The 25726-nt window shown below is 72.1% G+C and carries 20 protein-coding genes and 1 pseudogene; 17 read left to right on the forward strand and 4 right to left on the reverse strand.

Annotation, left to right across the window (positions count from 1 at the left end; genetic code table 11):
* The first annotated feature begins 6 nt into the window (after positions 1–6).
* Complete coding sequence (locus tag ACZ4M8_RS26270) at positions 7–1674, forward strand: ABC transporter family substrate-binding protein (protein WP_467611367.1); 1668 nt, start codon at positions 7–9, stop codon at positions 1672–1674.
* Between the two features lie 101 nt (positions 1675–1775).
* On the opposite strand, the gene nicT is transcribed toward ACZ4M8_RS26270, so the two are convergent.
* Positions 1776–2867 (reverse strand): Nickel transporter NicT, encoded by a 1092-nt coding sequence (gene nicT, locus ACZ4M8_RS26275; RefSeq protein ID WP_467611839.1) that lies wholly within the window; start codon positions 2865–2867, stop codon positions 1776–1778.
* Positions 2868–3411: 544 nt separating this feature from the next.
* Here nicT and ACZ4M8_RS26280 point away from each other — a divergent pair.
* The 10 genes and pseudogenes from ACZ4M8_RS26280 (at position 3412) to ACZ4M8_RS26325 (ending at position 14594) form a co-directional block, all read left to right on the forward strand.
* The gene (locus ACZ4M8_RS26280; protein ID WP_467611369.1) at positions 3412–3975 is read left to right on the forward strand and encodes a DUF6313 family protein; all 564 of its coding nucleotides are present in this window, start codon (positions 3412–3414) and stop codon (positions 3973–3975) included.
* 79 nt (positions 3976–4054) lie between these two features.
* Positions 4055–4429, forward strand: a complete 375-nt coding sequence (locus tag ACZ4M8_RS26285) for a hypothetical protein (protein WP_467611371.1) — start codon at positions 4055–4057, stop codon at positions 4427–4429.
* 254 nt (positions 4430–4683) lie between these two features.
* Entirely contained in the window at positions 4684–5073 is a 390-nt protein-coding gene (locus ACZ4M8_RS26290; RefSeq protein WP_467611373.1) for a cell division protein SepF, read from the forward strand.
* Positions 5074–5137: 64 nt separating this feature from the next.
* Entirely contained in the window at positions 5138–6484 is a 1347-nt protein-coding gene (locus tag ACZ4M8_RS26295; protein WP_467611375.1) for an AAA family ATPase, read from the forward strand.
* Positions 6477–6815: pseudogene (locus ACZ4M8_RS26300) on the forward strand (nucleotide pyrophosphohydrolase); the annotation flags it as partial. The gene ACZ4M8_RS26295 and the pseudogene ACZ4M8_RS26300, both read left to right, overlap by 8 nt.
* A 565-nt stretch (positions 6816–7380) precedes the next feature.
* Complete coding sequence (locus ACZ4M8_RS26305) at positions 7381–7836, forward strand: DUF6099 family protein (RefSeq protein ID WP_467611377.1); 456 nt, start codon at positions 7381–7383, stop codon at positions 7834–7836.
* 605 nt (positions 7837–8441) lie between these two features.
* The gene (locus ACZ4M8_RS26310) at positions 8442–9365 is read left to right on the forward strand and encodes an LLM class F420-dependent oxidoreductase (protein ID WP_467611379.1); all 924 of its coding nucleotides are present in this window, start codon (positions 8442–8444) and stop codon (positions 9363–9365) included.
* A gap of 1114 nt (positions 9366–10479) precedes the next feature.
* Positions 10480–11715 (forward strand): arginine deiminase, encoded by a 1236-nt coding sequence (locus ACZ4M8_RS26315; RefSeq protein ID WP_467611380.1) that lies wholly within the window; start codon positions 10480–10482, stop codon positions 11713–11715.
* 163 nt (positions 11716–11878) lie between these two features.
* Positions 11879–12883, forward strand: a complete 1005-nt coding sequence (argF, locus tag ACZ4M8_RS26320) for an ornithine carbamoyltransferase (protein ID WP_467611382.1) — start codon at positions 11879–11881, stop codon at positions 12881–12883.
* Between the two features lie 187 nt (positions 12884–13070).
* Positions 13071–14594, forward strand: coding sequence for an amino acid permease (locus ACZ4M8_RS26325; RefSeq protein ID WP_467611384.1), 1524 nt, complete (start codon positions 13071–13073; stop codon positions 14592–14594).
* Positions 14595–14657: 63 nt separating this feature from the next.
* Here the strand turns inward: ACZ4M8_RS26325 and ACZ4M8_RS26330 are convergent, their stop codons facing one another.
* A complete protein-coding gene (locus ACZ4M8_RS26330) occupies positions 14658–15254 on the reverse strand; it encodes a ScbR family autoregulator-binding transcription factor (RefSeq protein WP_467611386.1) in 597 nt (198 codons plus the stop codon).
* A 582-nt stretch (positions 15255–15836) separates the two neighbouring features.
* The gene (locus ACZ4M8_RS26335) at positions 15837–16436 is read right to left on the reverse strand and encodes a TetR family transcriptional regulator (RefSeq protein ID WP_467611388.1); all 600 of its coding nucleotides are present in this window, start codon (positions 16434–16436) and stop codon (positions 15837–15839) included.
* Between the two features lie 475 nt (positions 16437–16911).
* Here ACZ4M8_RS26335 and ACZ4M8_RS26340 point away from each other — a divergent pair, with 475 nt between their 5' ends.
* A complete protein-coding gene (locus tag ACZ4M8_RS26340) occupies positions 16912–17649 on the forward strand; it encodes an HAD family hydrolase (protein WP_245654883.1) in 738 nt (245 codons plus the stop codon).
* A gap of 739 nt (positions 17650–18388) precedes the next feature.
* Entirely contained in the window at positions 18389–19195 is an 807-nt protein-coding gene (locus ACZ4M8_RS26345; protein ID WP_467611390.1) for a VOC family protein, read from the forward strand.
* Positions 19196–19443: 248 nt separating this feature from the next.
* Here the strand turns inward: ACZ4M8_RS26345 and ACZ4M8_RS26350 are convergent, their stop codons facing one another.
* Positions 19444–21402, reverse strand: coding sequence for a CASTOR/POLLUX-related putative ion channel (locus ACZ4M8_RS26350; RefSeq protein ID WP_467611392.1), 1959 nt, complete (start codon positions 21400–21402; stop codon positions 19444–19446).
* Between the two features lie 442 nt (positions 21403–21844).
* Between ACZ4M8_RS26350 and ACZ4M8_RS26355 the strand changes: the two genes are divergently transcribed.
* The 4 genes from ACZ4M8_RS26355 to ACZ4M8_RS26370 are packed head-to-tail and all read left to right on the forward strand — an operon-like array spanning position 21845 to position 25722.
* Complete coding sequence (locus ACZ4M8_RS26355) at positions 21845–22807, forward strand: 3-oxoacyl-[acyl-carrier-protein] synthase III C-terminal domain-containing protein (RefSeq protein ID WP_467611394.1); 963 nt, start codon at positions 21845–21847, stop codon at positions 22805–22807.
* Positions 22804–24147: a preATP grasp domain-containing protein gene (locus ACZ4M8_RS26360; protein ID WP_467611396.1), complete on the forward strand. Its 1344-nt coding sequence runs from the start codon at positions 22804–22806 to the stop codon at positions 24145–24147. Before ACZ4M8_RS26355 ends, ACZ4M8_RS26360 begins: the two co-directional genes overlap by 4 nt.
* Positions 24144–25415 (forward strand): type III PLP-dependent enzyme, encoded by a 1272-nt coding sequence (locus tag ACZ4M8_RS26365; RefSeq protein ID WP_467611398.1) that lies wholly within the window; start codon positions 24144–24146, stop codon positions 25413–25415. The genes ACZ4M8_RS26360 and ACZ4M8_RS26365 overlap by 4 nt, the downstream gene beginning before the upstream one ends.
* Before the next feature lie 46 nt (positions 25416–25461).
* Positions 25462–25722: an acyl carrier protein gene (locus ACZ4M8_RS26370; protein ID WP_467611400.1), complete on the forward strand. Its 261-nt coding sequence runs from the start codon at positions 25462–25464 to the stop codon at positions 25720–25722.
* The last annotated feature ends 4 nt before the right edge of the window (positions 25723–25726 follow it).

The raw sequence follows: 25726 nt of genomic DNA on the forward strand, positions 1-25726 counted from the left end.
GCCGCCATGCGCGCAAGACTGGTCCTGCCCGTAGCTCTCGTCGCCGCCGTATCCGTCGCCGCCACCGCCTGCCAGGCGCCCGCCGCGAAGGACACCGCCGACGGCCCCAGGACCGCGTCGGCCGCCGTCGACTACAACCCGCAGCCCTACGACAAGCTCAAGGACGGCGGTACGTACACCACCGCCGGCACCTTCGACGACCAGGGCAACCCGTTCAACGTCAACGCCACGCTGACCGCGGCCCGCGTCTGGAGCTGGTACAACGCCGACGCGATCACCTACTCACCGGCGGGCGCGGTCCGCTACAACCCCGACTATTACAGCGACGTCAAGGTCACCGTCGACGGCGGCGACCAGAAGGTCGTCCTCACCCTCAACCCGAAGGCCGCGTTCAACGACGGCACGCCCATCGACTGGCGGGCGATCGAGGCCACCTGGAAGGCCAACAACGGCTCCGACAAGGAGTACGCCGCCGCCTCCACCGACGGCTACGACCGGATCACCGCCGTCGAGCGCGGCAAGGACGCCAAGCAGGCCGTCATCCGCTTCAAGGGCGTCAACCCCGCCTGGCCCGCCCTCTTCAGCACCTTCCTGCACCCGAAGGCCGCCACCGTCGCCCACTTCAACAAGGCGTACGTGAAGCGGGCCCACCCGGAGTGGGGCGCCGGCCCGTACACCGTCGGCAGCTGGGACACCCACTCCGGCAACATCACCTTCGTCCGCAACCCCAAGTGGTGGGGGAAGAAGGGCAAGCTCGACAAGCGCGTCTACGTCAACCTGGAGTCGCAGGCGGCGGTCAACGCCTTCAAGAACGGCCAGCTCGACTACGTCTCCGCCGTCGACGCGGAGAGCCTCAAGCAGCTCAAGGGCCTGAACGGCACCGAGATCCGCAGCGGCGGCAGCCCCTTCGAGTACTCGCTGAACATCAACACCCGCTCCGCGCTCCTCGCCGACAAGGCCGTCCGCAAGGCCGTCCTCGAAAGCGTCGACCGCCCGCAGATCGCCCGCATCCAGTTCCAGGGCCTCGACTACAAGGAACCGCTCCCCGGCTCCGCCGTCCTCTACAGCTTCCAGAAGGGCTACGAGGACAACGTCGCCGCCGTGGTGAAGTACGCGCCCGGCGACGCCCCCAAGACCCTCGACGCCGCGGGCTGGAAGCCCGGCCCGGACGGCGTCCGCGTCAAGAACGGCAAGAAGCTGGAGATCGGCTACACCCTCCTCGGGGACGACCCGCTGGGCAAGGCCACCGCGGGCGCGCTGACCGCCATGCTCAAGCCCGCCGGTATCCGCCTCGTCGTCAAGAAGGGCGACGACGCGGACTTCGCGAAGATCCTCAACGAGCGCCGCTTCGACCTGATCCTCTCCGGCAACCGCTCCATGGACCCGTTCGGCGCCCGCTACCTCTGCGACTTCTACTGCTCGGACCGCGACTCCAACCTCACCGGCGCCGGCACCCCCGCCCTCGACAAGAAGATCCGCGCCACCTCCGACCTCGCCGACCTCGGCGAGCAGGCGGTGGCCGTCAACAAGGCCGAACGCGAGGCGCTGGCCCAGTACGCTTTCCTGCCGCTGTTCAGCGGCCCGTCCACGTACGGCGTGAAGAAGGGCCTCGCCAACGTCGGCGCCACGATTTTCGACAGCCCGCTGCCGGAGACGGTCGGCTGGCAGAAGTGACCACCGCGGCCCGGCCGGCCCGCCCCGTGCGTCGCGTGCGGGGCGGGCCGGCCGCCGCGGTACGCGACCGGTGGCGGCTGCACCGCAAGCGGCGGTGAGCGCTACTCCGGGGAGCTGAGCGCGCCCTCCTGCCCGGCGCCGGACCGCAGCCCGGCGGACCACTTCTCCTCGATCCGGCCGAACTTCCAGACCGCGAACGCCACGACCCACGTGGCGAAGAAGAGCCCCACGATGACGAAGCCGACGATGTTCAGGTCGATCCCGGCGATCCAGTCCCAGAAGAAGCCGTGCAGTCCCAGCTTGTCGGCGAGCAGCCCGAGCAGTTCGACGGTCCCGATGAGCAGGGCCACGGCGACCGAGAGCCCGGTGATCGTGAGGTTGTAGTACACCTTGCGGACCGGCTTGGAGAACGCCCAGCCGTAGGCGAAGTTCATGAAGGAACCGTCGATGGTGTCCAGCAGCGACATCCCGGCCGCGAACAGCACCGGCAGACAGAGGATGGCGTACCAGGGCAGACCGGAGGCGGCGCCGGACCCGGCCAGTACCAGCAGCGCGATCTCGGTCGCGGTGTCGAAACCGAGCCCGAAGAGCAGCCCCAGCGGGTACATCTGCCACGGCTTGGTGATCGACTTCATCACGCGGCCGAGCAGCCGGTTCATGAACCCGCGGTTGTCGAGCTGCTCCTCCAGCGCCGCCTCGTCGAACGACCCGGCCCGCATCTTGCGGAAGACCTGCCAGATACCGGCCAGGATGACGAGGTTGACCGCGGCGATGACGTACAGGAAGACGCCGGAGACGGTGGTGCCGATCAGCCCGGTGATGTCGTGCAGCCGGGAGCTGTCGTCCCGCACCGGCCCGGCGAGGGCCTTCACGCCCAGGGAGAGCAGGAAGGCGAGGCCGAAGACGACGCTGGAGTGGCCCAGCGAGAACCAGAAACCGACCGACAGCGGACGCTGCCCCTCACCCATGAGCTTGCGGGTGGTGTTGTCGATGGCGGCGATGTGGTCGGCGTCGAAGGCGTGCCGCATGCCCAGGGTGTAGGCGGTGACCCCGATGCCGATGCCGAAGGTCTTGGTACCCAGGCTGTAGTGCTCCGGCGCCACGATGGCGACCAGCGTGAACCAGCCGATGACGTGCAGCGCGACGATGAACGAGGCCATACCCGCCATCCGGCCCCATTCGGCGCGGGTCATCGAGCGTGCGATGCGCTGACGGCGGGAGAGCGCGGTACCGGCCGCGGGGGTGGACGGGGGCATGGGCATGGATACCGCTTTCTTCTTTTCTCCGGTGGGGCTCACCCCTCCACATTCCTGCGGGTCGGTTTTACTTGCAACCAATGTGCAGTAAAACCGTCGCTGTCTCCCGCCGCGAGCGGCGCGGTGGCGGGTGGCGGTGTGGCCCGGGTCGCGCGGGCCGGGGTGCGCGCGCCCGCCCGGTGGCCGCTGCCCGCCGCGCCACGGGCCCGGTGCGCCGGGCCGCCCCTTCACCTCCCCCGGGCGGCACCGGGCCCCACATGCCAACTCTCCCCGGCCCGCGGGTTGTAGGCTGATCGGATTCGTGGGCTCGGCAGTGGTGCGGGCGGCGGCGCCGCTCCGCGTCCCGTGCGCGGGCGTGTGCGCGAGCCGGGGGGCCGCAGTGAACAATCCGATTCCGATACCCGTCAGTCTGGCTCTGCCGCCGGCCCGCCCCATGGGGCGGTTGCGGAGGCTGTGGCGTTCGAGGAAGGCGCTGGCGGGATTGACCCAGTGGGTCATCGACTGGGGAATGCCGTTCTCCGTCGTGGTCGCCGCACTGTCCGTCCTCGCCTCCCGGACGACGGGCCCGAGCCAGGTGTACCGGACGTTCACGCTGATCGACCCCCCGCGGCACGCGCTGCTGTGGTGCGCCTCGGTCATCGGCTGGCTGGCGGTCCCCGCGGTGATCGGTGGCGTGGCCGGTCATGTGATCGCGACCCGTATCCAGAGCGTGAAGTCCATGTCGACCGGTGCGCTGTTCCGGCGGCGCGGCTGGGCGGCGCGGCTGCGGCCCCCCGCCCGGATCGACTACCTGGGGTCGTACTTCCACGGGACACCTGCGGAGCAGGAGTTCGTCGACGCCTACGTCCGTATCGCACATCGCAACGACTGGGCCAGGGCACAGGATCACTGGGAGGTGGTGATCCGCGACACGATGAGCACCCAGCAGTTCTCCAAGCTCGACCGGCACGAGTGCCTGCGGCAGGCGCAGGACGCGACGCGGATTCACCTGCGGCCACCCGCGCTGGTGGGACTGTGTCCGGTGTGCGTGGCCCGCAAGCCGTGAGGGCCGCGCGGCGCGGGATACGACGGGTGGACGGCGCGGCGGCAGGGCCGCGAAACTCAAGGACCGGGGGTGACCGCTGATGCAGGCCGAAAGTGCGGTGGAGATTGTGCGGGCCTCGTTGGCGCTGGCGTTTCCCACCGCCACCGACGAGGGGCTGACGAGGGCCGCGGAGCTCGTGCTGCGGTGGGGCTCCGAAGGGGTCGGCGTCCAGTTGGAGCCGGACCTCGCGGAGCGGATGTTGCTGGACCTGATGGCGGTGGCGGGCCAGGACCCGACGGAGTTCGCAAGCGCTCGCGCGCCGCGTACCGAGCTGACCTTCGTCCCGCCGGCCACCAGCCGCGCCTGGAGCAGGACGAACGAGACCCGGGACGACTATCCCTTCGTCCCGCGTCCGCCGGAGCCCCCCGGCCGCGGGCGGTTCCGGCGCGGGCGGGGTGTCGCGGGCCCGGAATGACGGCGGGTACGGGGCGCGCCCGCGGCGTCCGGTTGCCCCCGCCACGGGCGAGGTGTGCGGGTATGAACGGGCACACACAAGCCCGACGCCGGAAACCGCCCCGGCTGTCGGTTCCGGCGCCGGTGGATGGTGCAGGATGGGGCCGCGGACGTGGTGCGATGTGTGCCGCGCCCGGCGGTGTTTGTATGTTTATCCCTGGAAATGATCGATGTGGATACCGCGTCAGGCAGTGCCCCCACGAATGAGGTGAAGCGGTGAACGGCCCCGATGCCACCGATGAGCAGTGGGAAGGGCTGGCCGAGGTCGTACCGCTGCGTAGCGGCAGTGAATGGCCCTCCTGGCCGGACCACCGCGCGCTGCCCGACGACGATCCGGCCGAGGAGAGCCGCCGGTTCGTCGTGATCCGGGTGCAGACCTTCGCCGACGCCCGCGAGGTCGCCGAGTACCTGATGGCCCAGATCCCCGTGCTGCTGGATCTCAGCAGCGCCGACGCGGATGTCGCCAAGCGCATCCTCGATTTCTCCAGCGGCGTCGTCTTCGGCCTGGCCAGCGGAATGCACCGCGTCGACACCAACGTCTTCCTGCTCGCCCCCCAGGGCACGGAGGTCGCGGAACCGACCGCTGGCGGCGTCCCCCATTCGTAGGAAGAACCTACGATGTAACGGTTCTCCGACGGGCGCCCCACGGGACGCTGCATAGCGTCGAGCTATGCACACTGCCAGCGCGCGTCCCGCGCTCACCGAGTTACGCCTCTCCGCCTTCCGCAACCACCGGGGCGTCAGCCTCCCGCTCGGCCCCGTCACCCTGCTGACCGGCCCGAGCGGCAGCGGCAAAACCGGCGCCCTCCAGGCGTACGGCATCCTCGCCCGGCTCGGCGCCGGTGAACGGCTCGCGGACGCGCTGGCGTCCGTGCCCGGTGGCGCCCCGGCGTGCGTCCCGGCCGGCGCGCGCCCCGACGAGCAGGGCCGCCGGGGCTTCCGGATCGGCTGCACCGTCGACGGACCGGCCGGTCCGGTCCACCTCGATCTCGCCGTCCAGACCGAGCCCCGGCTGCGGATCGCCGGGGAACGGCTGACCGGCGGCGGCGAAACCCTGCTCACCACCGCCCTGACGGACCCGGCCCGCCCCGCCGTGCAGGCCGCCTGGCACACGGCGGGCGCGGCGCCCGTCACCCGCGCCCCGCTGCCCGACGACCGCCTCGGCACCTCGCTGCTGCCGCTCCGCGTCGCGGGCAGGACGGCCGGTCAGCGGCTGGTGCTGGCCGCCGCGGAACAGGTCGTGGTGGCGCTCAGGTCGGTGTTCCGGTGCGATCCGCGCCCGGAGGCGATCCGCGGCGAACAGCCCGCCCCCGGGCCCGGCACGGACGGCGGCGGGCCCGGGGACGCCGCCGACGGCGACCGCGCGGCCCACGGGCGGCACGGCCCGGCACGCGGCCCACGGACCGGGATCCGCACGGCGCCGGACACGGTGGCCGGGCCGGAGCGGCTGCGGCCGTCCTGCGACAACCTGGCGGCGGTACTGGCACGGCTCACCGAGGAGCGCACCCGCCGCCGCACCGGCCTGCTGGCGGCGGTACGCGCGGCCTGCGCGGGACCGGCCGAGGGGCTGGTCGCCGTGCCCCGGCAGCCCGACGGACGGAACCGGAGCGCCGCGGCGACGGCCGGGAGGGCCCCGGGGGCGACGCTGTCCCGGGGCGGGCCCGTCGGGACACCGGGGCTGCGGGCCGTACTCGACCGGGGGCGCCCGGGGGCGATGCCCCTGGACCGGCTCGGCGACGGCGAACTGCGCTACCTGGGGCTCGCGGTGGTGCTCCTCACCGGGCCGGGCGAACTGGCGATGGACCCGGTGGCGGAGATCCCGGAGGCGCTCCAGCAGCTGACCGTCGTCGCGGACGGCGCGGACCGCTGCATGGACGCCCGGCAGGCGGCCGAACTGATGGCGCTGGCCGTACGGATGGCGGACCGCGGGCGGGTGCGGCTCCTGGGGACGGTGCGGGATCCGGCGGTCGCCGACGGACTGCCCGGGGTGCGGGTGCTACACCTGGGGCATGAGTGAAGATCTCCACGCCCTCCAGCGGCGGCTGGCCGCGTTCGCCGCGGCACGCGACTGGCAGCAGTACCACAACCCCAAGAATCTGGCGGCGGCGCTCAGCGTCGAAGCCTCCGAACTCGTCGAGATCTTCCAGTGGCTGACCCCTGAGCAGTCGGCCGCGGTCATGTCCGAACCGGCCTCCGCACACCGGGTCGAGGACGAGGTCGCGGACGTCCTCGCCTATCTGCTGCAGTTCTGCGAGGCCCTGGGCATCGACGCCCTCACGGCCCTGGCCGCGAAGATCGAACGCAACGAGGCCCGCTTCCCCGCGGTACGCGACGCCCGCCCGGACCGCGACCGCACGGCGGACGGGACGGACGGGGGCCGTACGGGGAGCGGGCCCGGGGGCGCCCGCCCGGGGGACGAGGCACCGGAGTCTCCCGGCGCGGCGGATTCCGCCTCCTGAGCTTCGTCCGGCGGCCGCCCGCCGTTCCCCGGGACCGCCCCTCGGCGGGGCAGAAGCGCGAGGGGAGGTCCCGGTACGGAGCGGTGGCCGGACCCGGGGGTGGCCGGATCGGGCGCGTGTGCGGGGCGCTTCAGGGCGTTCCGCCGCCGCCGGAGCGGTGTGTGGCCTGAGCGGCGCGCCCTCTGCCGTGACGGAACGGGGCGCCGGTACGCCCGGGGCTGCTGGGGCGACCATGACCCGATGGCGCGTCAGGGGTCGGAGGGGGCTCCGTGGCGGGAGCGGACGGAGCGACTCGGGCACGCCATAAGTCACTCTCCGGAGTCATGAACCTCTCCGCAGGGCCTTGGTTGTCCACAGATTTGCGAATTCCCCTGGTGTTTTTGGGTGTTCACCCTCACTCTGGGTAGTGGAACAGTGTGGGGTGAGGCAGATGACGGCGAAGGGAGGAACGCGCATGGACGCGGTGCTGATCATCGCGGCCGGTCGGCGCGGTCTGGCAGAGGCGAGCACGGTGCAGGAAGTGGTCGTCGAGGCGTGGCAGGCGCAAGCCCTGGCCGAGGCGGTCGGAAGCCATCTCGCGATATTCGGTCCGTACGAAGTGCGGTCCCGGGCGCGCGGGTTGGGCGATGCGGGCGGGCGGTTCAGCGGGGGACTGCTGTGCCCGGTGGCGAGGGCGGGCGGTCTGCGAGCGGCCCAGCTGACCGAAGTGAAGGATGTCAGGGCCGCGTTGACGGGCCTGCGAGGACTTCTGCGGGAGGTCTGCGAGGTACTGGTGGGCATCGTGTGCGCGGCGGACGAGGAGGGCATGTACTGGACCTGTGTCGAGGTGATGGATTCCGCCGACGAATCACGCGACCGCATCGCCGGAATACTCGAAAAGCTGGAGATACGCGACCGCGACCTCGCCTGAGGCGCGGCATCGCACGCCGGCCCCGCCCCGCCGTGGTGCCGCCGCGCCGCGGTCGGCGAGGCGCGTGACGGCGGCGCTCGCTCTCTCCGGCCCGCTCCCGGCTCCCGTCGGCAATCCGCGCTCCGCCGGGGTGGCATCTCTCGCCCCGGGGCGACGCGGGCCGTTGGCCCCGCTCGGCCGTCCTCTCCGCGGCCCCTTCCGGCTTCGACCGGGGTGCCTCTCGTCGGCCCGGTCCCGATGGCCCGGCCGCTGCGGGCCGCTCCCACCCGGTGCCGGTCCCGTGTCCCGATAGGGCTCGCTTCTCTGCAGCGCTCGCGTCTCGGCAGGTCCCGCTCTCGACAAGGTCCGGCGTTTCGGGCTCGCATCTCGACAGGTCCGGCGTCTCGGCAGGGCGTGCGTCCACCCGGTGCCGTCTCCTGATCCGGCCCCGTTCCCCGGCAGGGTTCCGCTTCCCGGGCCCGCTCCCGTCCTCCGGCGGGGTCCGCGTTCGTGGCGGTCCCGTGTCCCGTCCGGCCGGTGGCTCCTTCTGTCCGCCCGGTGCTTCGATCCGGGGCACGCGGTACGCGGCGCCGGTTCCGCGGGCGGTGAGCATGCAGGATGGAGGTATGGATCTGCGTATTTTCACGGAGCCTCAGCAGGGGGCTTCCTACGACACCCTTCTCACCGTCGCCAAGGCCACCGAGGACCTCGGCTTCGACGCCTTCTTCCGTTCCGACCACTACCTCGCGATGGGTAACTCCGACGGGCTGCCCGGTCCGACGGACGCCTGGATCACCCTGGCCGGTCTCGCCCGCGAGACGCGGCGCATCCGCCTCGGCACCCTGATGACCGCCGGTACCTTCCGTCTTCCCGGTGTGCTGGCGATCCAGGTCGCCCAGGTCGACCAGATGTCCGGCGGCCGCGTCGAACTGGGGCTGGGCGCCGGTTGGTTCGAGGAGGAGCACAAGGCGTACGGCATCCCCTTCCCGAAGGAGAAGTTCGCCAGGCTGGAGGAGCAACTCGCGATCGTCACCGGCCTGTGGTCCACCGAGGAGGGCAAGGAGTTCTCCTTCGACGGCGACCACTACCGGCTGACGAAGTCGCCCGCGCTGCCCAAGCCCGCCCAGCACAAGGTCCCGGTGCTGATCGGTGGCCACGGCGCGACCCGCACGCCGCGGCTGGCCGCGCAGTACGCCGACGAGTTCAACATCCCGTTCGCCTCGCTCCAGGACAGCGAGCGCCAGTTCGGCCGGGTGCGGGCGGCGGCGGAGGCGGCCGGCCGCAAGGGCGACGACCTGGTGTACTCCAACGCCCTCGTCGCCTGCGTCGGCAAGAACGACGCCGAGGTGGCGCGCCGCGCGGCGGCCATCGGGCGCGAGGTGGACGAACTGAAGGCCAACGGCCTGGCCGGTTCGCCGGCCGAGGTCGCCGACAAGATCGGGCGGTACGCCGAGATCGGCGCCTCCCGCGTCTACCTCCAGATCCTGGACCTGGACGATCTGGACCACCTGGAGCTGATCTCCGCCCAGGTGCAGTCGCAGCTCAGCTGAGCCGCGCGGGACCGCCGTACCGGGGCACGCCCCGGAACCCGGCGGGTCCGTGCCCGTACCGAGGCCATCACCCCGGGCAGGTGGCCGCCCGGGGTGATGGCCGTCGTGCTGCCCGGGGGCCACTCGGAGTGCTGGCTCCTGGGGCGTCGCCGTTCCGGGGAAGGCCGCCCCGCGTGCCGACCCGCGCCTGTTCCGGGTGTCCCGCCCGGCCGGGGCTCCGGTTCCGACCGGGCCGGCGTCCGCCGGCGCGAGCCCGCGGGGACGATTCTCCGCCCGGGTGGAGGAGCGGGGCCGGTAGCCGCCCCGCACGACCGGTTCGGCAGGACCGTGGAAATGCGGCTTTGCCGTAATTGCCGTCAACTCGGCGCCTGTTCCGAGCGATGCTCCGGGCACTGCTGGCGCCGTGTTGACGGCGGATCGGCGTGCTGCGGCGGCACGGTGGACGGATCGGCCACCGAAGCGGAATGCCGCCGGACGGTCCGCACGGAGCCGGCGGGGAGGCGCCGGACCTCGGACGGAAGGGAGCCGGGCCGGGCGGCGGCGACGGCTGGAACCGGCCATCGGCGAGCCCGCGGCCGTCCCACGGGCGAGGCCACACGGACGGCCGCCCGGCGCCCGGGAACCCACCGGACCACACGCGTCCCGGCCGCCCCGCGCACCGCTGCCGGGTCCCCGTCCCGGTGGCGCCGCGCGGCATTCACTCCGTCGCCCGTGAAAAGAGTCCGGCTCCCGCGCCACTGCGCCGACGCATGGACCGTACGCCCGCGGGCGCCGCAGCGAGAGCCCGGCGCCGGGTGGCAGCACGGGGCGTACGGCCGGAGCCCCGCCGGACCTTCGCGCGGTGCGCGGCGCCTGGAGCAGCGCGCACCGCACACCTCCGGCGCACGAAACCGGCAGCGCGCCCCCAGGCGGACCATCCGCTCTCTGCGCCGCCCCGGTCCCGCCGACCTCCCCGGCGCACGGCGGGCCGCGCCGACCGTGACGGCCCGCCTGACGCCCGGTCCGACCATCCCCCAGGGGGACTCCCCTGTCCGCCCCTGAGACGGACCCGTACTTCTCCCCTGAATCCCGTCGGCGGCGTTCACGGTGGGACGGAAGCGGCCAAGATGGAGAGATGGGATTCCATGTCGATTCCGAGGCCGGGCGGCTGCGCCGCGTCATCCTGCACCGCCCCGATCTGGAGCTGAAGCGGCTGACGCCGACCAACAAGGACGCGCTCCTCTTCGATGACGTGCTGTGGGTGCGCCGCGCGCGGGCGGAGCACGACGGTTTCGCCGACGTGCTGCGCGACCGCGGGGTGGCGGTGCATCTCTTCGGCGACCTGCTGGCCGAGACGCTCGCCCTGCCCGCCGCCCGCGAGCTGGTCCTGGACCGCGTCTTCGACGAGAAGGAGTACGGCCCGCTCGCCACCGACCACCTGCGGGCCGCCTTCGACGCGCTGCCCGTCGCGGAGCTGGTCGAGGCGCTGGTCGGCGGGATGACGAAACGGGAGTTCCTGGAGCGGCACCCGGAGCCGGCCTCGGTCCGCTTCCACGTCATGGAGCTGGACGACTTCCTGCTGGGCCCGCTGCCCAACCACCTCTTCACCCGTGACACCTCCGCCTGGGTCTACGACGGGGTGTCCGTCAACGCCATGCGCTGGCCGGCCCGGCAGCGCGAGACGGTGCACTACGAAGCGATCTACGCCCATCACCCGCTCTTCCGTGACGCGGAGTTCCACGTCTGGTCGAGGGGGCAGGCGGACTACCCCTCCACCATCGAGGGCGGTGACGTGCTGGTGCTGGGCAACGGCGCGGTGCTGATCGGGATGAGCGAGCGGACCACACCGCAGGCCGTCGAGATGCTGGCCAGGGGGCTGTTCGCCGCCGGATCGGCCCGCACCATCGTGGCGCTGGACATGCCCAAGCGCCGCGCCTTCATGCACCTCGACACGGTCATGACCATGATCGACGGCGATACCTTCACCCAGTACGCGGGGCTCGGCATGCTCCGCTCGTACACCATCGAGCCGGGCGGCGGCGAGGGCGACCTCAAGGTCACCGACCATCCCCCCGAGCACATGCACCGGGCGATGGCGGCGGCGCTCGGGCTGAGCGACATCCGGGTCCTCACCGCCACCCAGGACGTGCACGCCGCCGAGCGGGAGCAGTGGGACGACGGCTGCAACGTCCTCGCGGTGGAGCCGGGCGTGGTCGTCGCCTACGAGAGGAACGTCACGACCAACACCTTCCTGCGCAAGCGCGGTATCGAGGTCATCACCATCCCGGGCAGCGAACTGGGCCGTGGCCGGGGCGGTCCGCGCTGTATGAGCTGCCCGGTGGAGCGCGACGCGATACCGGACGCGGTCTGAGGGCGCCGGGCCGGCGGGCATCGGGCGACCGTGCCGGGCCGCGCCGTCCCGCCCCGGTCAGACGGACGAGCTTCTGAATATTGATGCGGCGACTCGTATACACTTCCAGGGTCCGTGTCCGAAAACATCCGCTCGTGCCCGATGCCGTGAACCAGGAGTCACCATGGCGATAGATCTCACCGGCCGCCACTTCCTCAAGGAACTGGACTTCACCGCCGAGGAATTCCGCGGACTGGTCGACCTGGCGGCCGAGCTGAAGGCCGCCAAGCGCGCCGGTACCGAGGTCCAGCGGCTGCGCGGCCGCAACATCGCTCTCATCTTCCAGAAGACCTCGACCCGCACCCGCTGCGCCTTCGAGGTCGCCGCCGCCGACCAGGGCGCCTCGACCACGTACCTCGACCCGGCCGCGTCGCAGATGGGGCACAAGGAGTCCGTCCGCGACACCGCGCGCGTCCTCGGCCGGATGTTCGACGGCATCGAGTTCCGGGGCAGTGCGCAGACGGACGTCGAGGAACTGGCCGCGTACGCCGGCGTCCCGGTCTTCAACGGTCTGACCGACGACTGGCACCCCACCCAGATGCTCGCCGACCTCCTCACCGTCGTCGAGCACAACGGCGGCCGCCCGCTGGCCGGAACCGCCTTCGCCTACCTCGGCGACGCCCGCTACAACATGGGCAACTCCTACCTCGTCACCGGCGCGCTGCTCGGCATGGACGTCCGGATCGTGGCGCCGCGCCCGCTCTGGCCGTCCGACGAGGTCGTGGCGCAGGCCCAGGCGCTCGCCGCGGCCAGCGGTGCCCGGATCACGCTCACCGAGGACGTCGCCGAGGGCGTGCGCGGTGCCGGTTTCGTGACCACCGACGTCTGGGTCTCCATGGGGGAGCCCAAGGAGGTGTGGGACGAGCGGATCGCGCTGCTCGCCCCGTACGCGGTCACCATGGACGTGCTGCGGGCCACCGGCAAGCCGGACGTGAAGTTCCTGCACTGCCTGCCCGCCTTCCACGATCTGGGCACGGCGGTCGGCCGGGAGATCCACGCCCGCCACGGCCTGACCTCGCTGGAGGTCACCGACGAGGTCTTCGAGTCGCCGCACTCCGTAGTCTTCGACGAGGCGGAGAACCGGATGCACACCATCAAGGCCGTCCTCGTCGCCACCCTCGGCCGCTGACGCCCGCCGGTCGCGGGGTGTGCCCGGCACGCCCCGCACTGCATACCCATGCGCACAAATGGGCGATCATGCAGTCATAGCGGTTACCATCGACCGCTCACGGGGCCCGGCCCACCGGCCGTGCCCCGTTCCGCGCGCCGCCCACCCCGCCGCGCGCACCCGCACCACCAGAGATGAGAACCACCCCATGCGCCCGTCCGCAGCCCGCCGCCCCTCCCAGGCGCGGCGCGCACCGCTCGCCGCCCGCCCCGGGCTGCGCATCAAGTCCCCCGACGCGCTCCTCGCCGAATCGGGCACGGACCTCGACGGCAACGGCCTCACCCGCAGCATGGGGCTCTTCCAGGTCGTCTGTTTCGGCATCGGCGCCATCGTCGGCACCGGCATCTTCGTCGGCCTGTCCGACACCGTTGCCCACGCCGGCCCCGCGGTCCTCATCTCCTTCGTCCTCGCCGCCCTGACCTGCGTCTTCACCGCCTTCTCCTTCGCCGAGCTGGGCGGCGCGATTCCGGTGTCCGGCAGCTCGTACTCCTACGCGTACGCCACCCTCGGCGAGCGGACCGCGTTCCTCGTCGGCTGGTGTCTGCTGCTGGAGTACGGCGTCTCGGTGTCGGCGGTCGCGGTCGGCTGGGGCCAGTACCTCAACGAACTGCTCGGCAGCCTCATCGGCCGGCAGCTGCCCGCCGCGCTGGCGAGCCCGCCCGGCGACGGCGGCATCGTCAACATCCCGGCGGTCGTCGTCCTGCTGCTCGCCGCGACGCTCCTGGTACGGGGCATCCGCGAGAGCGCCCGCGCCACCGCCGCCATGGCCGTGCTGAAGATCGCGGTGCTGCTGCTGTTCTGCGCCATCGCCCTCTCCGCCTTCCGCGACGGCAACCTCACACCGTTCGCGCCCGAGGGCGTCGCCGGGATCACCTCGGGCGCCTCCGTCGCGTTCTTCTCGTACATCGGCTTCGACGCGATCACCACCGCCGGTGAGGAGGTCAAGAACCCGCGCCGGAACATCCCGCTCGCGATCATGATCTGCATCGGCGTCGTCACCGTGCTGTACTGCCTGGTCGCCCTCAGCGCCATCGGCGCACTCTCCGCCGGGGACGTCGCCGACAAGCCCGCCGCGCTCTCGCTGATCGTCAACCACGTCACGCACTCCGCGCTCGGCGGCGGCGTGATCGCCTTCGGCGCGGTCGTCGCCATCGCCTCGGTCGTCCTGGCGGTCATGTACGGCCAGACCCGCATCCTGATGTCGATGTCGCGTGATGGCTTGATCCCGAGGGTCTTCGCCCGGATCTCGCCCCGGACGGCCACGCCCGTCGCCAACACCTGGATCGTCGCGGTCGTCTTCGCCGTCCCCGCCGCCGTCGTCCCGCTGGACGTGGTGATGAACCTGACCACCATCGGCACCCTGGCGATCATGGCGGTGGTCAACGTCAGCGTGATGGTGCTGCGCCGCACCCGCCCCGCGCTCGCCCGCCGCTTCCGCGTCCCGCTCTTCCCGCTCAGCCCGCTCCTGGGCATCGCGTTCAGCCTCTACCTGATCTACGGCACGGGCCGGACGACCTGGGTGCAGTTCGCCGCTTTCCTCGTCATCGGCGCGCTCGTCTACGCCTGCTACGGACGCCGCCACTCCCGCCTGCGCACCGCCCCGGAGCCGGACACGGAGGGCGCGCCGCGCGCCGAGGAGGCGCACCGCTCGGAGCCCGCGCCCCTGAGCTGAGCCTGAGCCGGGGCTCCGGGCGGCGCCGGGTCCCTGCGGCGCCGGGCCCCTGCGGCGCCGGGCTCAGGCCGCGGCGCGCGTGTCGCTCCCGCGCGGCTCCAGGTGGCTCAGCGCGCCCGCCGTCGCGAGCCCCGGCAGGGTGTGCTTCCACAGCGCCGTGACCCGCTCCGGCAGATCGGTACGGTCGGTCGCCGCCAGCGAGAACAGCTGCACACCGAAGTACGAGGCGACGAAGAACTCCGCCGCCCCCTCGGGCGAGACGCCGGGCAGCAGCTCACCGTTGGCCTGCGCGTCCGTGAACATGTTCACGATGATGTCGATCCACGCCTGGTACGGCACCAGCGGATCGCCGCTGAACGTCGTCTCCAGAGCGATACGGGTGCCGGCCTGGAGCAGCGGATCGTCCCGCAGCGCCACCGCCACCTGGTGCGTGAAGTCGATCGCGTCCTGGAGACGGGAGGCGGTCACCTTCTGCTCGAAGGGCTGGGTCTGCTCCATGATCACCGCGCGGGCCAGCGCGTGCTTGGAGGGGAAGTGGAAGTAGAGCGCGCCCTTGGTGACACCGGCCCGCTGGATGATCTCCGCCATCGTCGCGGCCTCGTATCCGCGCACGCCCATCACCTGAGCCGCCGCCTCAAGAACCGCTCGCCGCGTGCGCACTGCGCGTTCCTGCTTGACCACCGATCGCCCTCCGTATGCTCTCGTGGAGTTGTTGTGCCCGAGCGCGCCCGTCGCACATGGCCGGGGTCTCGCCCCGCATCATAAGGAACCAACCGGGCGGTACGGTCCGGGAATCGGGGCCGGTCCGCGGGCCACGGAACGCGATCACCGCCGCGGGCAAGCCCCGCTGTCCGCTTCCCCGGCCCCCGTCCCCCCATGCGGAATCCGGCTCGCCGGAAGCTTGCGACGGCCTGTCCGGCGCGGTGCCCGGACTCTTGGCGGGGCGCCCGCGCCCACCTCGGACCTGGGCAAGTCCCTTTCCGCGCACAGGTGATGGGCGCCGTCACGGCGCTGCGGCACCGGGAGGCCGGTGGCCGGCGGCCGACGCTGCCACCCGGTCCGGGCGGGGCGGGACGCGGCGCGGCCGCGGGTGGGGCGGCCACCGGTCCGCCCGGTCGGCCGGTGCCGGGCAAATTTGTCCAACACCCCGGGGGTTGGCGGGAATCAACCGCTGCCGGTGCCACGTCGTGGCCGGGGGCGGCCCGCCCGGCCCGGCGTGCCCCTCTCCGGGGCGGGCGCCGTTCAGCTTCCGGCGGGCGCCGGGACGGGGACGGGGGCGGCCGGAAGCAGCGTCCAGACGTCGGCCAGCGCGGCCTCCGCCCACCAGGCGGGGTCCTCGTAGCCGAGGTGCAGCAGGCCCACCACGACCGACGTCAGCAGCTGCGCGGTACGGCGCGGTTCGGTTTCCGATCGCGAAGCGCCGCCCGCTCCGCCGGTCATCGCCTTGTCGAGGAAGAGCGCGTACCAGCGCCGCTCCAGAGAGGTGATCTCCAGCCCCGGCGCGGTCTCCGGGCGCAGGCGCAGCCCCGCGCGCAGCACCGGATCGCTCTCCACCCGCGCGAACAGCTCCGCCGCGAAGTCCTGTACGGCGGTGCCGATCGGCTGCGGTGAGCGGATCAGCCCTTCCTCGATTCGCTGCAGGGTGCTCAGTGCCGTATCGCGTACCGCGAGGGTCAGATCGTCCTTGGACGTGAAGTGGAAGTAGAGGGCGCCTTTGCTCAGCCGGGCCCGCCGGCTGATCTCGACCATCCCGGCCGCCGGTACCCCTTTCTCCAGGAAGGTCTCGGCGGCCGAGCGGATGAGCGCCTGGCGGCTCTGGATGGCGCGATGCTGCGTGGGCACGGTGTCCGTCCCGTCTCTAGTACGGCTGCGAGCTGGCAGGGCAGTCTACTGAGAAAACCAACCATGCGGTTCTGTAACGGGTTCCGGAATGGCCGGTATGGGGTGTCCTGCGTCGCATACCGATCGGTGGCCTGGGCTTACGGAGATGGTTGAAGAACCCACGATTTCCGTGCGGGGCCAGGGATCCCGCGGGTGGTCCGCTTCTGGGACGAGGGTGCATTGACAAACAGCGCAGACGGTTTTTAAATCTGCGAAGGCGGTAAACGGGATCCTCCTCTTCCGTGGTGTCCGCCACGACGGTCGCGCGTCGCGTCGGGACGGCGGTGCGCCACGGAGAACCTCCCCAGCCGTCGCCCGTCGTCGACCGCGGGCCACCGGGATCAGCCGGCCGGCCACGCTCCCCAGCCAGTGCACCCATCGGAATCCGGAAAGGTCTCCAGCCATGCGCGTATCAGCGGTAGTCGGCGAACGTCCTGTGAGAGGCGTACGGGGCGCCGGCAGCGAGACGATCAAGGCTGCCGTCTTCGATCTGGACGGCACCCTCGCCAATACGCGCCCGGCGATCGCCAAACTCCTCGTCAAGGTGGCGGCGGAGCAGGGCCGTACGGTGACCCCGAGGCAGGCCGCGGCCGCCGTCGGCAAACCTCCGGGCCAGGCGTTCGGCCGTCTGCTGGGCAAGCCCGAGGACGACGCCCAGGTGCTCGCCGCGATCAACCGCTACCGCGAGCAGTTCGCCGTAGACGTGATGTGCCTGGGGCCGCAGTTGCTGTTCCCGGGTGTAACGGCCGGGCTTTCCGCGCTGCGTGCCCACGGTGTGGAGCTGGCCGTCGCGACGTCCAAGTCCACCCGGGGCGCCGAGGCGCTGCTGGACGTCATGGGCATCCGTGAGCTGGTCGGCCCGGTCATCGGGCAGGACATGGTCCGCCGCGGCAAGCCGCACCCGGAGATGGTGCTGCGGGCCGCCGGGCGGCTCGGCGTCGCCGCCTGGGAGAGCGCGTACGTCGGGGACACCGTCGGTGACATGCGGATGGCGGTGACCGCGCGGATGGAGGCCGTCGCCGTCACGTACGGCGCCGGGACGTTCGGGGAGCTGGCGGCGGTCGCCGGTACCCGGATGTGCAGCTCGTTCAAGGACGTGGTGTCGGTGATCGCGGCGGCCCGGCCGCGGCGGATGCCGGCCCCGGCGCTGGCGGCGCAGCGGCGCCGCCGGTGACATCGCCGCGGACGCCGGGAGCGTCTGCGGCAGGAGGACCTGAGGGGCTTCGGCCCTGACGGGACAGCGGCGCCGGGGGGCGCCGCTGTCCGGTGCCGGTGCCGTCGGGCGCCGTCGCCGAGGGGGGAAGGGGCTGCCGCCGGGGGGCGGAGCCCATGGGGGCGTCCGCCCGTGGGGTGGACGCCCGCAGTGCTGCCCGTCGGGGGGCGGGCAGCAGGAGGGGTGTTCCGGGGGGGGGAACCGCATTCCGCGGAGGACCGCGGCCCGTCGCGGTACCGCGCGGACGGGCCGCCGCACCGTGGACCGTAGCCGGACGCTCCGCCCGCCTGTCGCCGCTGCACCGGTGACGGGCGGAGACCGCCGTGCGGGTCCCCGGTCGGCCCTCCGTCAGGAGGGGAGAGGGCAGACCGGGGCCCGCCGGGCGGACGGAACGCCCGCGGTGGACCGCCGGGCGCCGGACCGGGCGCCGGCCCTCCGCTCCCGGAGCCTTGCGCCGGCGGTGGCCGGACCCCGTCGTGAGAAGTACGCGGCCGGAACGCTCCCGTGGTGGCGTTGCCGGAACCACCCGGACGAGCGAGGGCGCGCCGCGCGGGCCGCGCCGTACGGGCACCGTCGCGGGGCCGGGGCCGGGGCGGTGCCGGTGGCCCGGGGGAGGCGCTGCCGGGGGGCGACTGTCAGTGGTGGGTGTCACGCTGGAACGCGCAGCGCATTCGTGGCATGCGGTCCGTGGAGGAAGACCATGATCACCACTGAGTTTCTGCCCGGTTCACCCTGCTGGCTCGACCTCGGCACCCCGGACGTCCGGAAGGCCGCGGCCTTCTACGGCGAGGTCTTCGACTGGACCACCGAACCGTTCGGCGGCCAGGAGCCCGGCGGGTACACGGTCTGCCGCCGGGACGGGAAGGTGGCCGCGGCGATCGGCCCGTCGGCGGAGGAGGGCGCCCGCGCGGCGTGGACGGTCTACTTCCACACACCGGACGCCGAGGCGACGGCGCGGGCGGTGCGGGAGGCCGGCGGCGAGGTGCGGGTACCGCCGTCGCCGGTCGGCGAGGACAGCGGATGGCACGCCCAGCTCACCGATCCGCAGGGCGGCCGGTTCGCGGTCTGGCAGCCCGGTACGTACCCGGGCCTGGAGGCGGTGGACGGAGCCGGCAGCCTGGGGTGGACGGAGCTGTTCACCACCGATACGGCGGCCGCGCAGCGCTTCTACGGCACGGTCTTCGGCTGGACCACCCAGGACGTACCGCTGCCCGGCGGCAACACGGGCACCTACACACTGGTGACGCCGCGCGGCGCCGGTCCGGAGCGGATGCAGGGCGGCATCATGCAGCTGCCGGCTTCGGCGCTGGCGGAGACCGGCGGTGCGGCGTACTGGCACCCGGTGTTCGGCTCCGCCGACTGCGACGCCACGATCGCCGCGATCACCGCGGCGGGCGGCGCCGTCCGGATGGGACCGGAGGACGCCGAGGGCGTCGGCCGCCTCGCGGTCTGTACGGACCCGGCGGGCGCGGAGTTCGTGGTGCTGACACCGACCCAGGAAGGCTGACGCGGGCCGAGGGGCGAAAGCCCGGCCGGGGGCCGGCCTCGGGCGGGCCCGCCGGGCGGCGGCGGGTCCGGAGCGGGAGACGGGGGGCTGCCCCGGGGTGCTCGTCACGTCCGTCGTCCCGGACGTCGTGTGGGCCCGCCTTCCCCGGCGCCGCGCCCGGCCCCCCGGCGGTGCCGCGTCCGTCCGCCCTCCGGACGCCGCCGGGCCCGCCGCCCGTGGGACGGCGGGCCCGGCGGGGCGCGGGGTGCTCAGCTCCGGGACGCCTTGGTTCCGGCGCCGTCCCGGTCCGGTTCCGTGCGGGCCGCGGGTACCTGCGCGGTGATCCTGCCGTTCTCGGCGAGCACCACGACGGCGTCGTCCGCGCGCAGGGACAGCGGCGTGGTCTTGGGCGGATTGAGGACGACGCCGTAGCCGGGCGGGGTGTCGCTCTCGCTCGCGCGGCGGTAGCCGATCGCGGTCTCGCCGCGCCGCCGGGCCGCCTCGATGACCGTCGCGAAGGTGGCCGGGGTGTCCGGGAGGAGGTACCCGCCGGCCGGCTTCAGGTAGATCTCCGACCCTTCCGGGTCGAAGAGGTCGGTGAAGACGGCGTACAGATGGCGGTCCTCGACGAGTTGGGTCAGCAGCAGGCTGATGATCTTGGTGCTGACGATGAAGTCGTCCGCCTTGGTGACCTGCGCGATCTCCCGGTTGGCGTCGCTGTGCATCTCCGTGACGATCGAGTACGGGGTGCCGGTGCGGGTGGCGATGTCCCGCAGGTGCAACAGCGTCACCAGCGTGCGGTCGTCGGCCCGGTCGGAGTCGATGTCGTCGTCGGTCAGCACGATGATGTGGCGGTAGCGGTCCAGGCCCAGCGCCTCCAGGGACGGCCGGTGGGTCGGCTCGCAGCGCCGGAAGCCGGTGGTGAGATTCTCCAGCCCTTCCCGGGGCAGGGCCGACGGCTCCCGGGGAGCGGCGACATCGACCAGCGAACCGGGCTCCACCAGCCGGTCCAACAGCGAAATGATCTTCGCCGCGCGGGAGTTCCAGCCGATGACGAGGGTGTGATCGGGCGCGGTCTCCCCGCCACCCCCCGAGGTCATCGCCGCCTCGACGAGTTCCGGCCGCCGCTGCGCCCGCCGGATGAGCAGATCGTCCTCCGCGAGCACCAGGATCTCGTCCCCGGCCGAAACCACCGCGTCCATGGGCGGGTTGACCTGCACCTCCCCGTTCTCCCGGCGCAACCCGACGGGTACGCCGAGTTCGAAGCCGCTGAGCGTCTCCCCGTAGGTGCTGCCCGCGAGGGGGCCTGCCGGGTACGGGTAGATCTCGTTGCCGACGAAGCTGAGCAGTTCGTTGAAGACGGTGGACAGGCCGGATTGCCGGTGGGACTGGACGATCAGCCGGACGGCGATGTCGTCGGCGTCGATGACGAGCGTGGACTCGCCCGCGGCGAGGCGGGCCGCCGCCAGGTTGGGGGAGCTCTGCACCGCCGCCACGATGTTGGGCCGGGTGTCCTTCCAGGTGCGGCTGTTGAGAAGCAGCAGCACCTTGATGACCTCGGTGTCGCTGTCGTCCCCGACGGGCGGCAGCACCATGACGGACTTGGCCGCGTCCAGGCTCACCAGTTCCAGGTCCGGCCGCTGGAGCGGGCTGCCGGAGCGGCAGATGACGCGGGTGCGGCCGGTGTCGGGGATCCGGCGGCGGATCTCCTCCTCCATCGTGACCTTGTCCCGGTCGGCGAGGATCACCACGCAGGAGCGCCGTTCGCTCTGGTTGGCCTCGACCAGTTCGGCGAGGACCGTGAAGACCTGCTCCGACCAGCCCAGCACCACGGTGTGGCCGCGCTCGACCAGCCGTGACCTGCCGCGCCGCAGCTCCTCGATCCGGGCTTCGAGACCGGTGGTCAGCACACCGATCAGGGCACTGACGATGAAGATGCCGCCGATCGTCACGATCAGCATCAGACCGAGGAAGACCGGGCCGCCGGTGTCGCCGCCCATCGTGCCGGGGTCGAGGGTGCGCAGCACGCTCATCCAGACCACGCCGGGCCAGCCGCCGTTCTTCTCCGTGTCCTCGTCGGTGAAGGTCACCACCAGCGCGGTCACCACGGCGATCAGCAGGATCGACGCCAGCCCCAGCCACCCGATCAGGGCGGGGGTGCCCCGGTCCATCGTTCCGTCGAACCAGTACCGCAACCGGCCCCGCAGGTCCCGCAGTTTTCTGCTCACCGAAAAAAATCTCCCTCACCGCGACCGGTCTCCCCCGAGCTCCGGCACTTTCACACTTGCGTGATCAGTTAACCGTCATCCGGTGCGGGGCAAGGAAGTTGAGGGCGTGATTGACCCGTTCAGGGAGGTTTCGACGGGATCAAGCCACGGGAGGGGCACCGGCTGCGGTGCGCGGCGTCCCGCGCCCGGCGGAGGGCAGGGCCGGCCACGGAGGCGTACGGGCGCGGGGCTGCCGGTCCACGTGCCGGTCCAAGTGCCGGTGGAATGCCTGGGGTTCACCGCGGTGACGCGCTTGGGTGGGGCGAGGAGAAAAACGGGAACAGCCGCACTCCGGTTGCGGTGTTCCGTTCGTACGCGATTTCCGCGCGGATTTCACATCCGCGTGGGTACGGGCGTGGCCAGGTTTTTCCACGTTCATCGGTGAGAGGTGGGAGGGTGCGGCATGGTGACCATCGAGCGGATCGGTGTCTGTCTGCCCGATCACTCCGTCCGCGTGGGAGATCTCCGCGAAGAGCTGGGCCTCACGGAAAGTCAGGTGCGGCTCTACACGCGGTTTCTCGGTCTGGACCGGATCGCGGTGGCCCGGGAGAAAAGCCTTTCCGATCTCCTCGTCGCGGCGGCGGAGAACGCGCTGAGCGGTATCGATCCGCGGACGGTCCGGTACGTGATCCACGCGTACACGCTGCAGTACACACCGCCGCCCGAGCGGCGTCTGCTGAACACCGTGGTGCGGGAACTGGGGCTCTCCCACGCCGTGGCGTTCGGCATCACGCACCAGAACTGTGTGGCCGGTCTCCACGCGCTGGAGCTGTGCGAAGCGCTGCTGAGCGGCGAGGAAGCCGGGGCGAAGGCGCTCGTCCTGACGGGGGACCGCATTCTCCACCGGGACGTCCACACGATCCCCGACACCACGATCATGGGCGAGGCGGTCTCCGCCTGCCTGGTGGGGGACGCCCCCGGCGGGAACCGGGTCATCGGGCGGGCCACTCAGGTGGCGGGGAAGTTCTACAAGTGCCTCGGACTTTCCGAGGAAAGAGAACTCGAATACAAGAAGTTCTATCCGGAGGGTCTTGTCGGCGTCATGCGGCGCGTGCTGCGTCAGAGCGGTACCGAAGGCCGTGAAATAGCCGCCGTGGTGCCGCACAACGTGAACCGGATGTCCTGGAAACGCGTCCTGCGTGAGCTCGGAATTCCGGTGGACCGGGTCTATCTCGACAACGTCCCCAGGCTCGGGCACTGCTTCACCGCGGACCCTTTCATCAATCTTCGCTCGGCCCGGATCGACGGCCGGGTAGGGCCCGGTGACACCGTTCTCCTGGTGGGTGCTGGGCTGGGGGCCACCTTCACGGCCGCCGTCGTCGAGATCGGGGAGACGGACCACGTCGGAAAAGAGGCGGCAGGGTGAATTTCTCCCGGCGATTGAAGAGCGCCCTGGTCACAGAGGCGGAAGCGCGCTTCATCCACCTGAACAACTTCGAGGTCGAGCGCAGTTGGGCGGCGGGCGAGCCCGGTCTGCCCGGCGCCGGTATCTCCTTCGCGGGCGTCACCGTCAACCGTATGGAGGAGATGGGCGCGCTGCTGGCCGAGCGGGACGACGTCGTGGTGCTGAAGGAGCCGATCGACGACGGGTACGCCGCGTATCTGCGGCGGTCGGGCGCGCTCGTGGGCCGGGTGCTCACCGCGGACGACGGTGATCCGGCGCGTACGGTCACCGAGGACGCGCTGCGCTCCCCGCGGCTGCTCGCGCAGTTGAGTGCGCTGGCCGACGGCCGGACGTACCTGATGCCCATGGGAGTCTCGGCCGCCGAGGAGGAACTGGCCAAGGTGACCGGGCTGCCGCTCGCGGGCAGCTCCGCGGCCGTCTGCAAGCACGTCAACGGGAAGATCTTCAGCCGGGAACTGGTCGACCGCACCGGACTGCGGGCCGTGCCGGGCGGAGTGGCCCGCACCGTCGGTGAGCTGTCCGGGGTGCTCCGGGAACAACTGGCGTCGGGCGCTCGCGCGGTCGTCAAGGAATCCCTCGGGGTCTCCGGCCGGGGCATGGTGCGGATCGACGACGAACGCGCCGCCGCCCGCCTGCTGCGGCTCATCGAGCGGCGCGGCGCCGGCGCCCCGGCCGCGCTGGTCGTCGAGTCGTGGGTGGAGCGGGCGACGGACCTCAACTACCAGTTCCTCGTCGGCCGCACCGGCGAGGTCCGGTTCGAGACGGTCAAAGCGGCGGTCCTGCGCGACGGCGTCCACCAGGGGCACCGCTTCCCGGTGGCGCTGCCGGACGCGGTGACCGCCGAACTGCACCACGCGGCCGAGGTCATCGGCGCGGCCCTCTTCGAGGAGGGTTATGTCGGAGTGGTGGGTGTGGACGCGATGCTCGCACCGGGGGATGTGCTCTACCCCTGTCTGGAGATCAACGCGCGGCTCAACATGTCGACGTACCAGAGCCGGATCGCCGAGGAACTGCTTCCCGCGGACGCCCACGCGATCGCGGCGACGGTCCATCTGCGGCCGTCGCGCCGGCACTCCTTCGCCGAGGTGGCGCGGGCGCTCGGCGGACTGCTGCTCGACGGCGGCGAAGGCCCCGGCGTGCTGATCAACAACTTCGCGACGCTCAACGCCGCGGCCCCTGTGGGCGGCGGCGAGTTCGCCGGCCGCCTCTACCTCGTCTGCGCGGCCGGCTCGCCCGAGGAGGCCGCACAGCTGAGGACCGAGGCGGAGGAACGACTGGTGAGGATGGCGGAGCAGGCATGAAGATCCAGGGGATCGCGTACGAGGAGCTGGCGCGGCGGTACGGCACACCGCTGTACGTCTACGACGGCGAGGTGCTCACGGAGACGGTCACCGGACTGCGGGAGGCGCTGCACCCGGGCGTCGAGGTGTTCTTCTCGCTGAAGTCCAACCCGAACATCAGCGTCTTCTCCGTGCTGCGGGACGGCGGTGCCCGCGCCGAGGTCTCCTCGCTCGTGGAGCTGCGCACGGCGCTGGCCGCCGGTACGGAGCCGGGGGACATCATCTTCCTCGGCCCCGGCAAGAGCGAACAGGAGCTGGCCGCCTGCCTGAACGAGGGCGTCTACGCCGTCGTCGCCGAATCGTTCGGCGAACTCGACCGGATCGAGGAGCTGGCCGCCGCGCGGGGGGTGCGCCAGCGCGTCCTGCTGCGGGTCAACCCGGCCTGTGCGGTGACCGGTTCACGGCTCACCATGGGCGGCAAACCGCGGCAGTTCGGTATCGACGAGGAACAGGTGCTCGCCGCCGGTGACCTCGCGGCGGCCTACCGGCACGCCGACATTGCCGGTGTCCACGTCTACTCCGGAACCCGCATCCTCGACGCCCAGGTGCTCGGCAGGAACACCGCGTACGTCTTGGACCTGGCCGAACGTGTGGCCGAAGCCACCGGGATCAGGCTGGACGCCGTCGACATCGGCGGTGGGATGGGCGTCGCCTACTTCGACGGCGAGAAGGACCTCGACCTCGCGGAGGCGGCCGGGGAACTCAACCCCCGCATCGAGGAGTTCTTGACCCGCCGCCCCGGCACCCGGCTCCTCCTGGAGTCCGGCCGCTACCTGGCGGGCCGCGCGGGCGTGTACGTACTCGGCGTCCGGTACGTCAAGGAGTCCATGGGGGAGCTGTTCGCGGTCACGGACGGCGGCACCCACCACCACATGGCCGCCGTCGGCATCGGCTCCTTCGTCAAGCGCAACTTCCCCGCGGTGCTGCTCGGCGGCGACGGCGCACGGCCGTCCGCGACCGGGGGCGGCGCCCGCAGGTGGAACGTGACCGGCCCGCTGTGCACGCCCAACGACACGCTGCTCAAACAGGTCGCGCTGCCGGAGCTGCGGCCCGGCGACCTGATCGGCGTGGAGCGCTCGGGCGCGTACGGGCCCACCGCCTCGCCCGGACTGTTCCTCAGCCACGGCTTCCCCGCGGAGGTGCTGGTCAAGGACGGTGCCTGCCATCTCGTCCGGAGCCGGGACGAGCCCGAGGACCTGATGCGCAAACAGCACCTGTACCCCCGCTGACCCCGCGCGCCGCCGCACCCGTCCATCTCACCCAGGAGCGACACGTATGAACCGCACCGAACTCATCGATCACATCCGCACCGCGCTGGCGCACGTCCTCAGGAAGGAGATCGGCGAACTCCGCGAGGAGGCACGTCTCTTCGAGGACCTCTCCCTCGACTCCACCGGCGTTATCGAGCTGCTGATGGACCTGGAGGACACCGTCGGCCTGGAGATCGACCCGGACGAGCTGGAACCCGAGGTCTTCCGGAGCGTCGGCACCCTCGCCGACTACGTCGAGGCGGGCCTCGCGAAGACCGCGGCCTGAGCCG

Source organism: Streptomyces sp. NPDC027185 (genome assembly GCF_055567035.1).

Excerpts from the sequence above, each read along its gene's own strand:
- ACZ4M8_RS26270 (WP_467611367.1), top strand. The coding sequence starts at position 7 with ATGCGCGCAAGACTGGTCCTGCCCGTAGCTCTCGTCGCCGCCGTATCC.
- nicT (WP_467611839.1), bottom strand. The coding sequence starts at position 2,867 with ATGACCCGCGCCGAATGGGGCCGGATGGCGGGTATGGCCTCGTTCATC.
- ACZ4M8_RS26285 (WP_467611371.1), top strand. The coding sequence starts at position 4,055 with ATGCAGGCCGAAAGTGCGGTGGAGATTGTGCGGGCCTCGTTGGCGCTG.
- ACZ4M8_RS26295 (WP_467611375.1), top strand. The coding sequence starts at position 5,138 with ATGCACACTGCCAGCGCGCGTCCCGCGCTCACCGAGTTACGCCTCTCC.
- ACZ4M8_RS26305 (WP_467611377.1), top strand. The coding sequence starts at position 7,381 with ATGGACGCGGTGCTGATCATCGCGGCCGGTCGGCGCGGTCTGGCAGAG.
- ACZ4M8_RS26310 (WP_467611379.1), top strand. The coding sequence starts at position 8,442 with ATGGATCTGCGTATTTTCACGGAGCCTCAGCAGGGGGCTTCCTACGAC.
- ACZ4M8_RS26315 (WP_467611380.1), top strand. The coding sequence starts at position 10,480 with ATGGGATTCCATGTCGATTCCGAGGCCGGGCGGCTGCGCCGCGTCATC.
- argF (WP_467611382.1), top strand. The coding sequence starts at position 11,879 with ATGGCGATAGATCTCACCGGCCGCCACTTCCTCAAGGAACTGGACTTC.
- ACZ4M8_RS26325 (WP_467611384.1), top strand. The coding sequence starts at position 13,071 with ATGCGCCCGTCCGCAGCCCGCCGCCCCTCCCAGGCGCGGCGCGCACCG.
- ACZ4M8_RS26345 (WP_467611390.1), top strand. The coding sequence starts at position 18,389 with ATGATCACCACTGAGTTTCTGCCCGGTTCACCCTGCTGGCTCGACCTC.
- ACZ4M8_RS26355 (WP_467611394.1), top strand. The coding sequence starts at position 21,845 with ATGGTGACCATCGAGCGGATCGGTGTCTGTCTGCCCGATCACTCCGTC.
- ACZ4M8_RS26365 (WP_467611398.1), top strand. The coding sequence starts at position 24,144 with ATGAAGATCCAGGGGATCGCGTACGAGGAGCTGGCGCGGCGGTACGGC.
- ACZ4M8_RS26370 (WP_467611400.1), top strand. The coding sequence starts at position 25,462 with ATGAACCGCACCGAACTCATCGATCACATCCGCACCGCGCTGGCGCAC.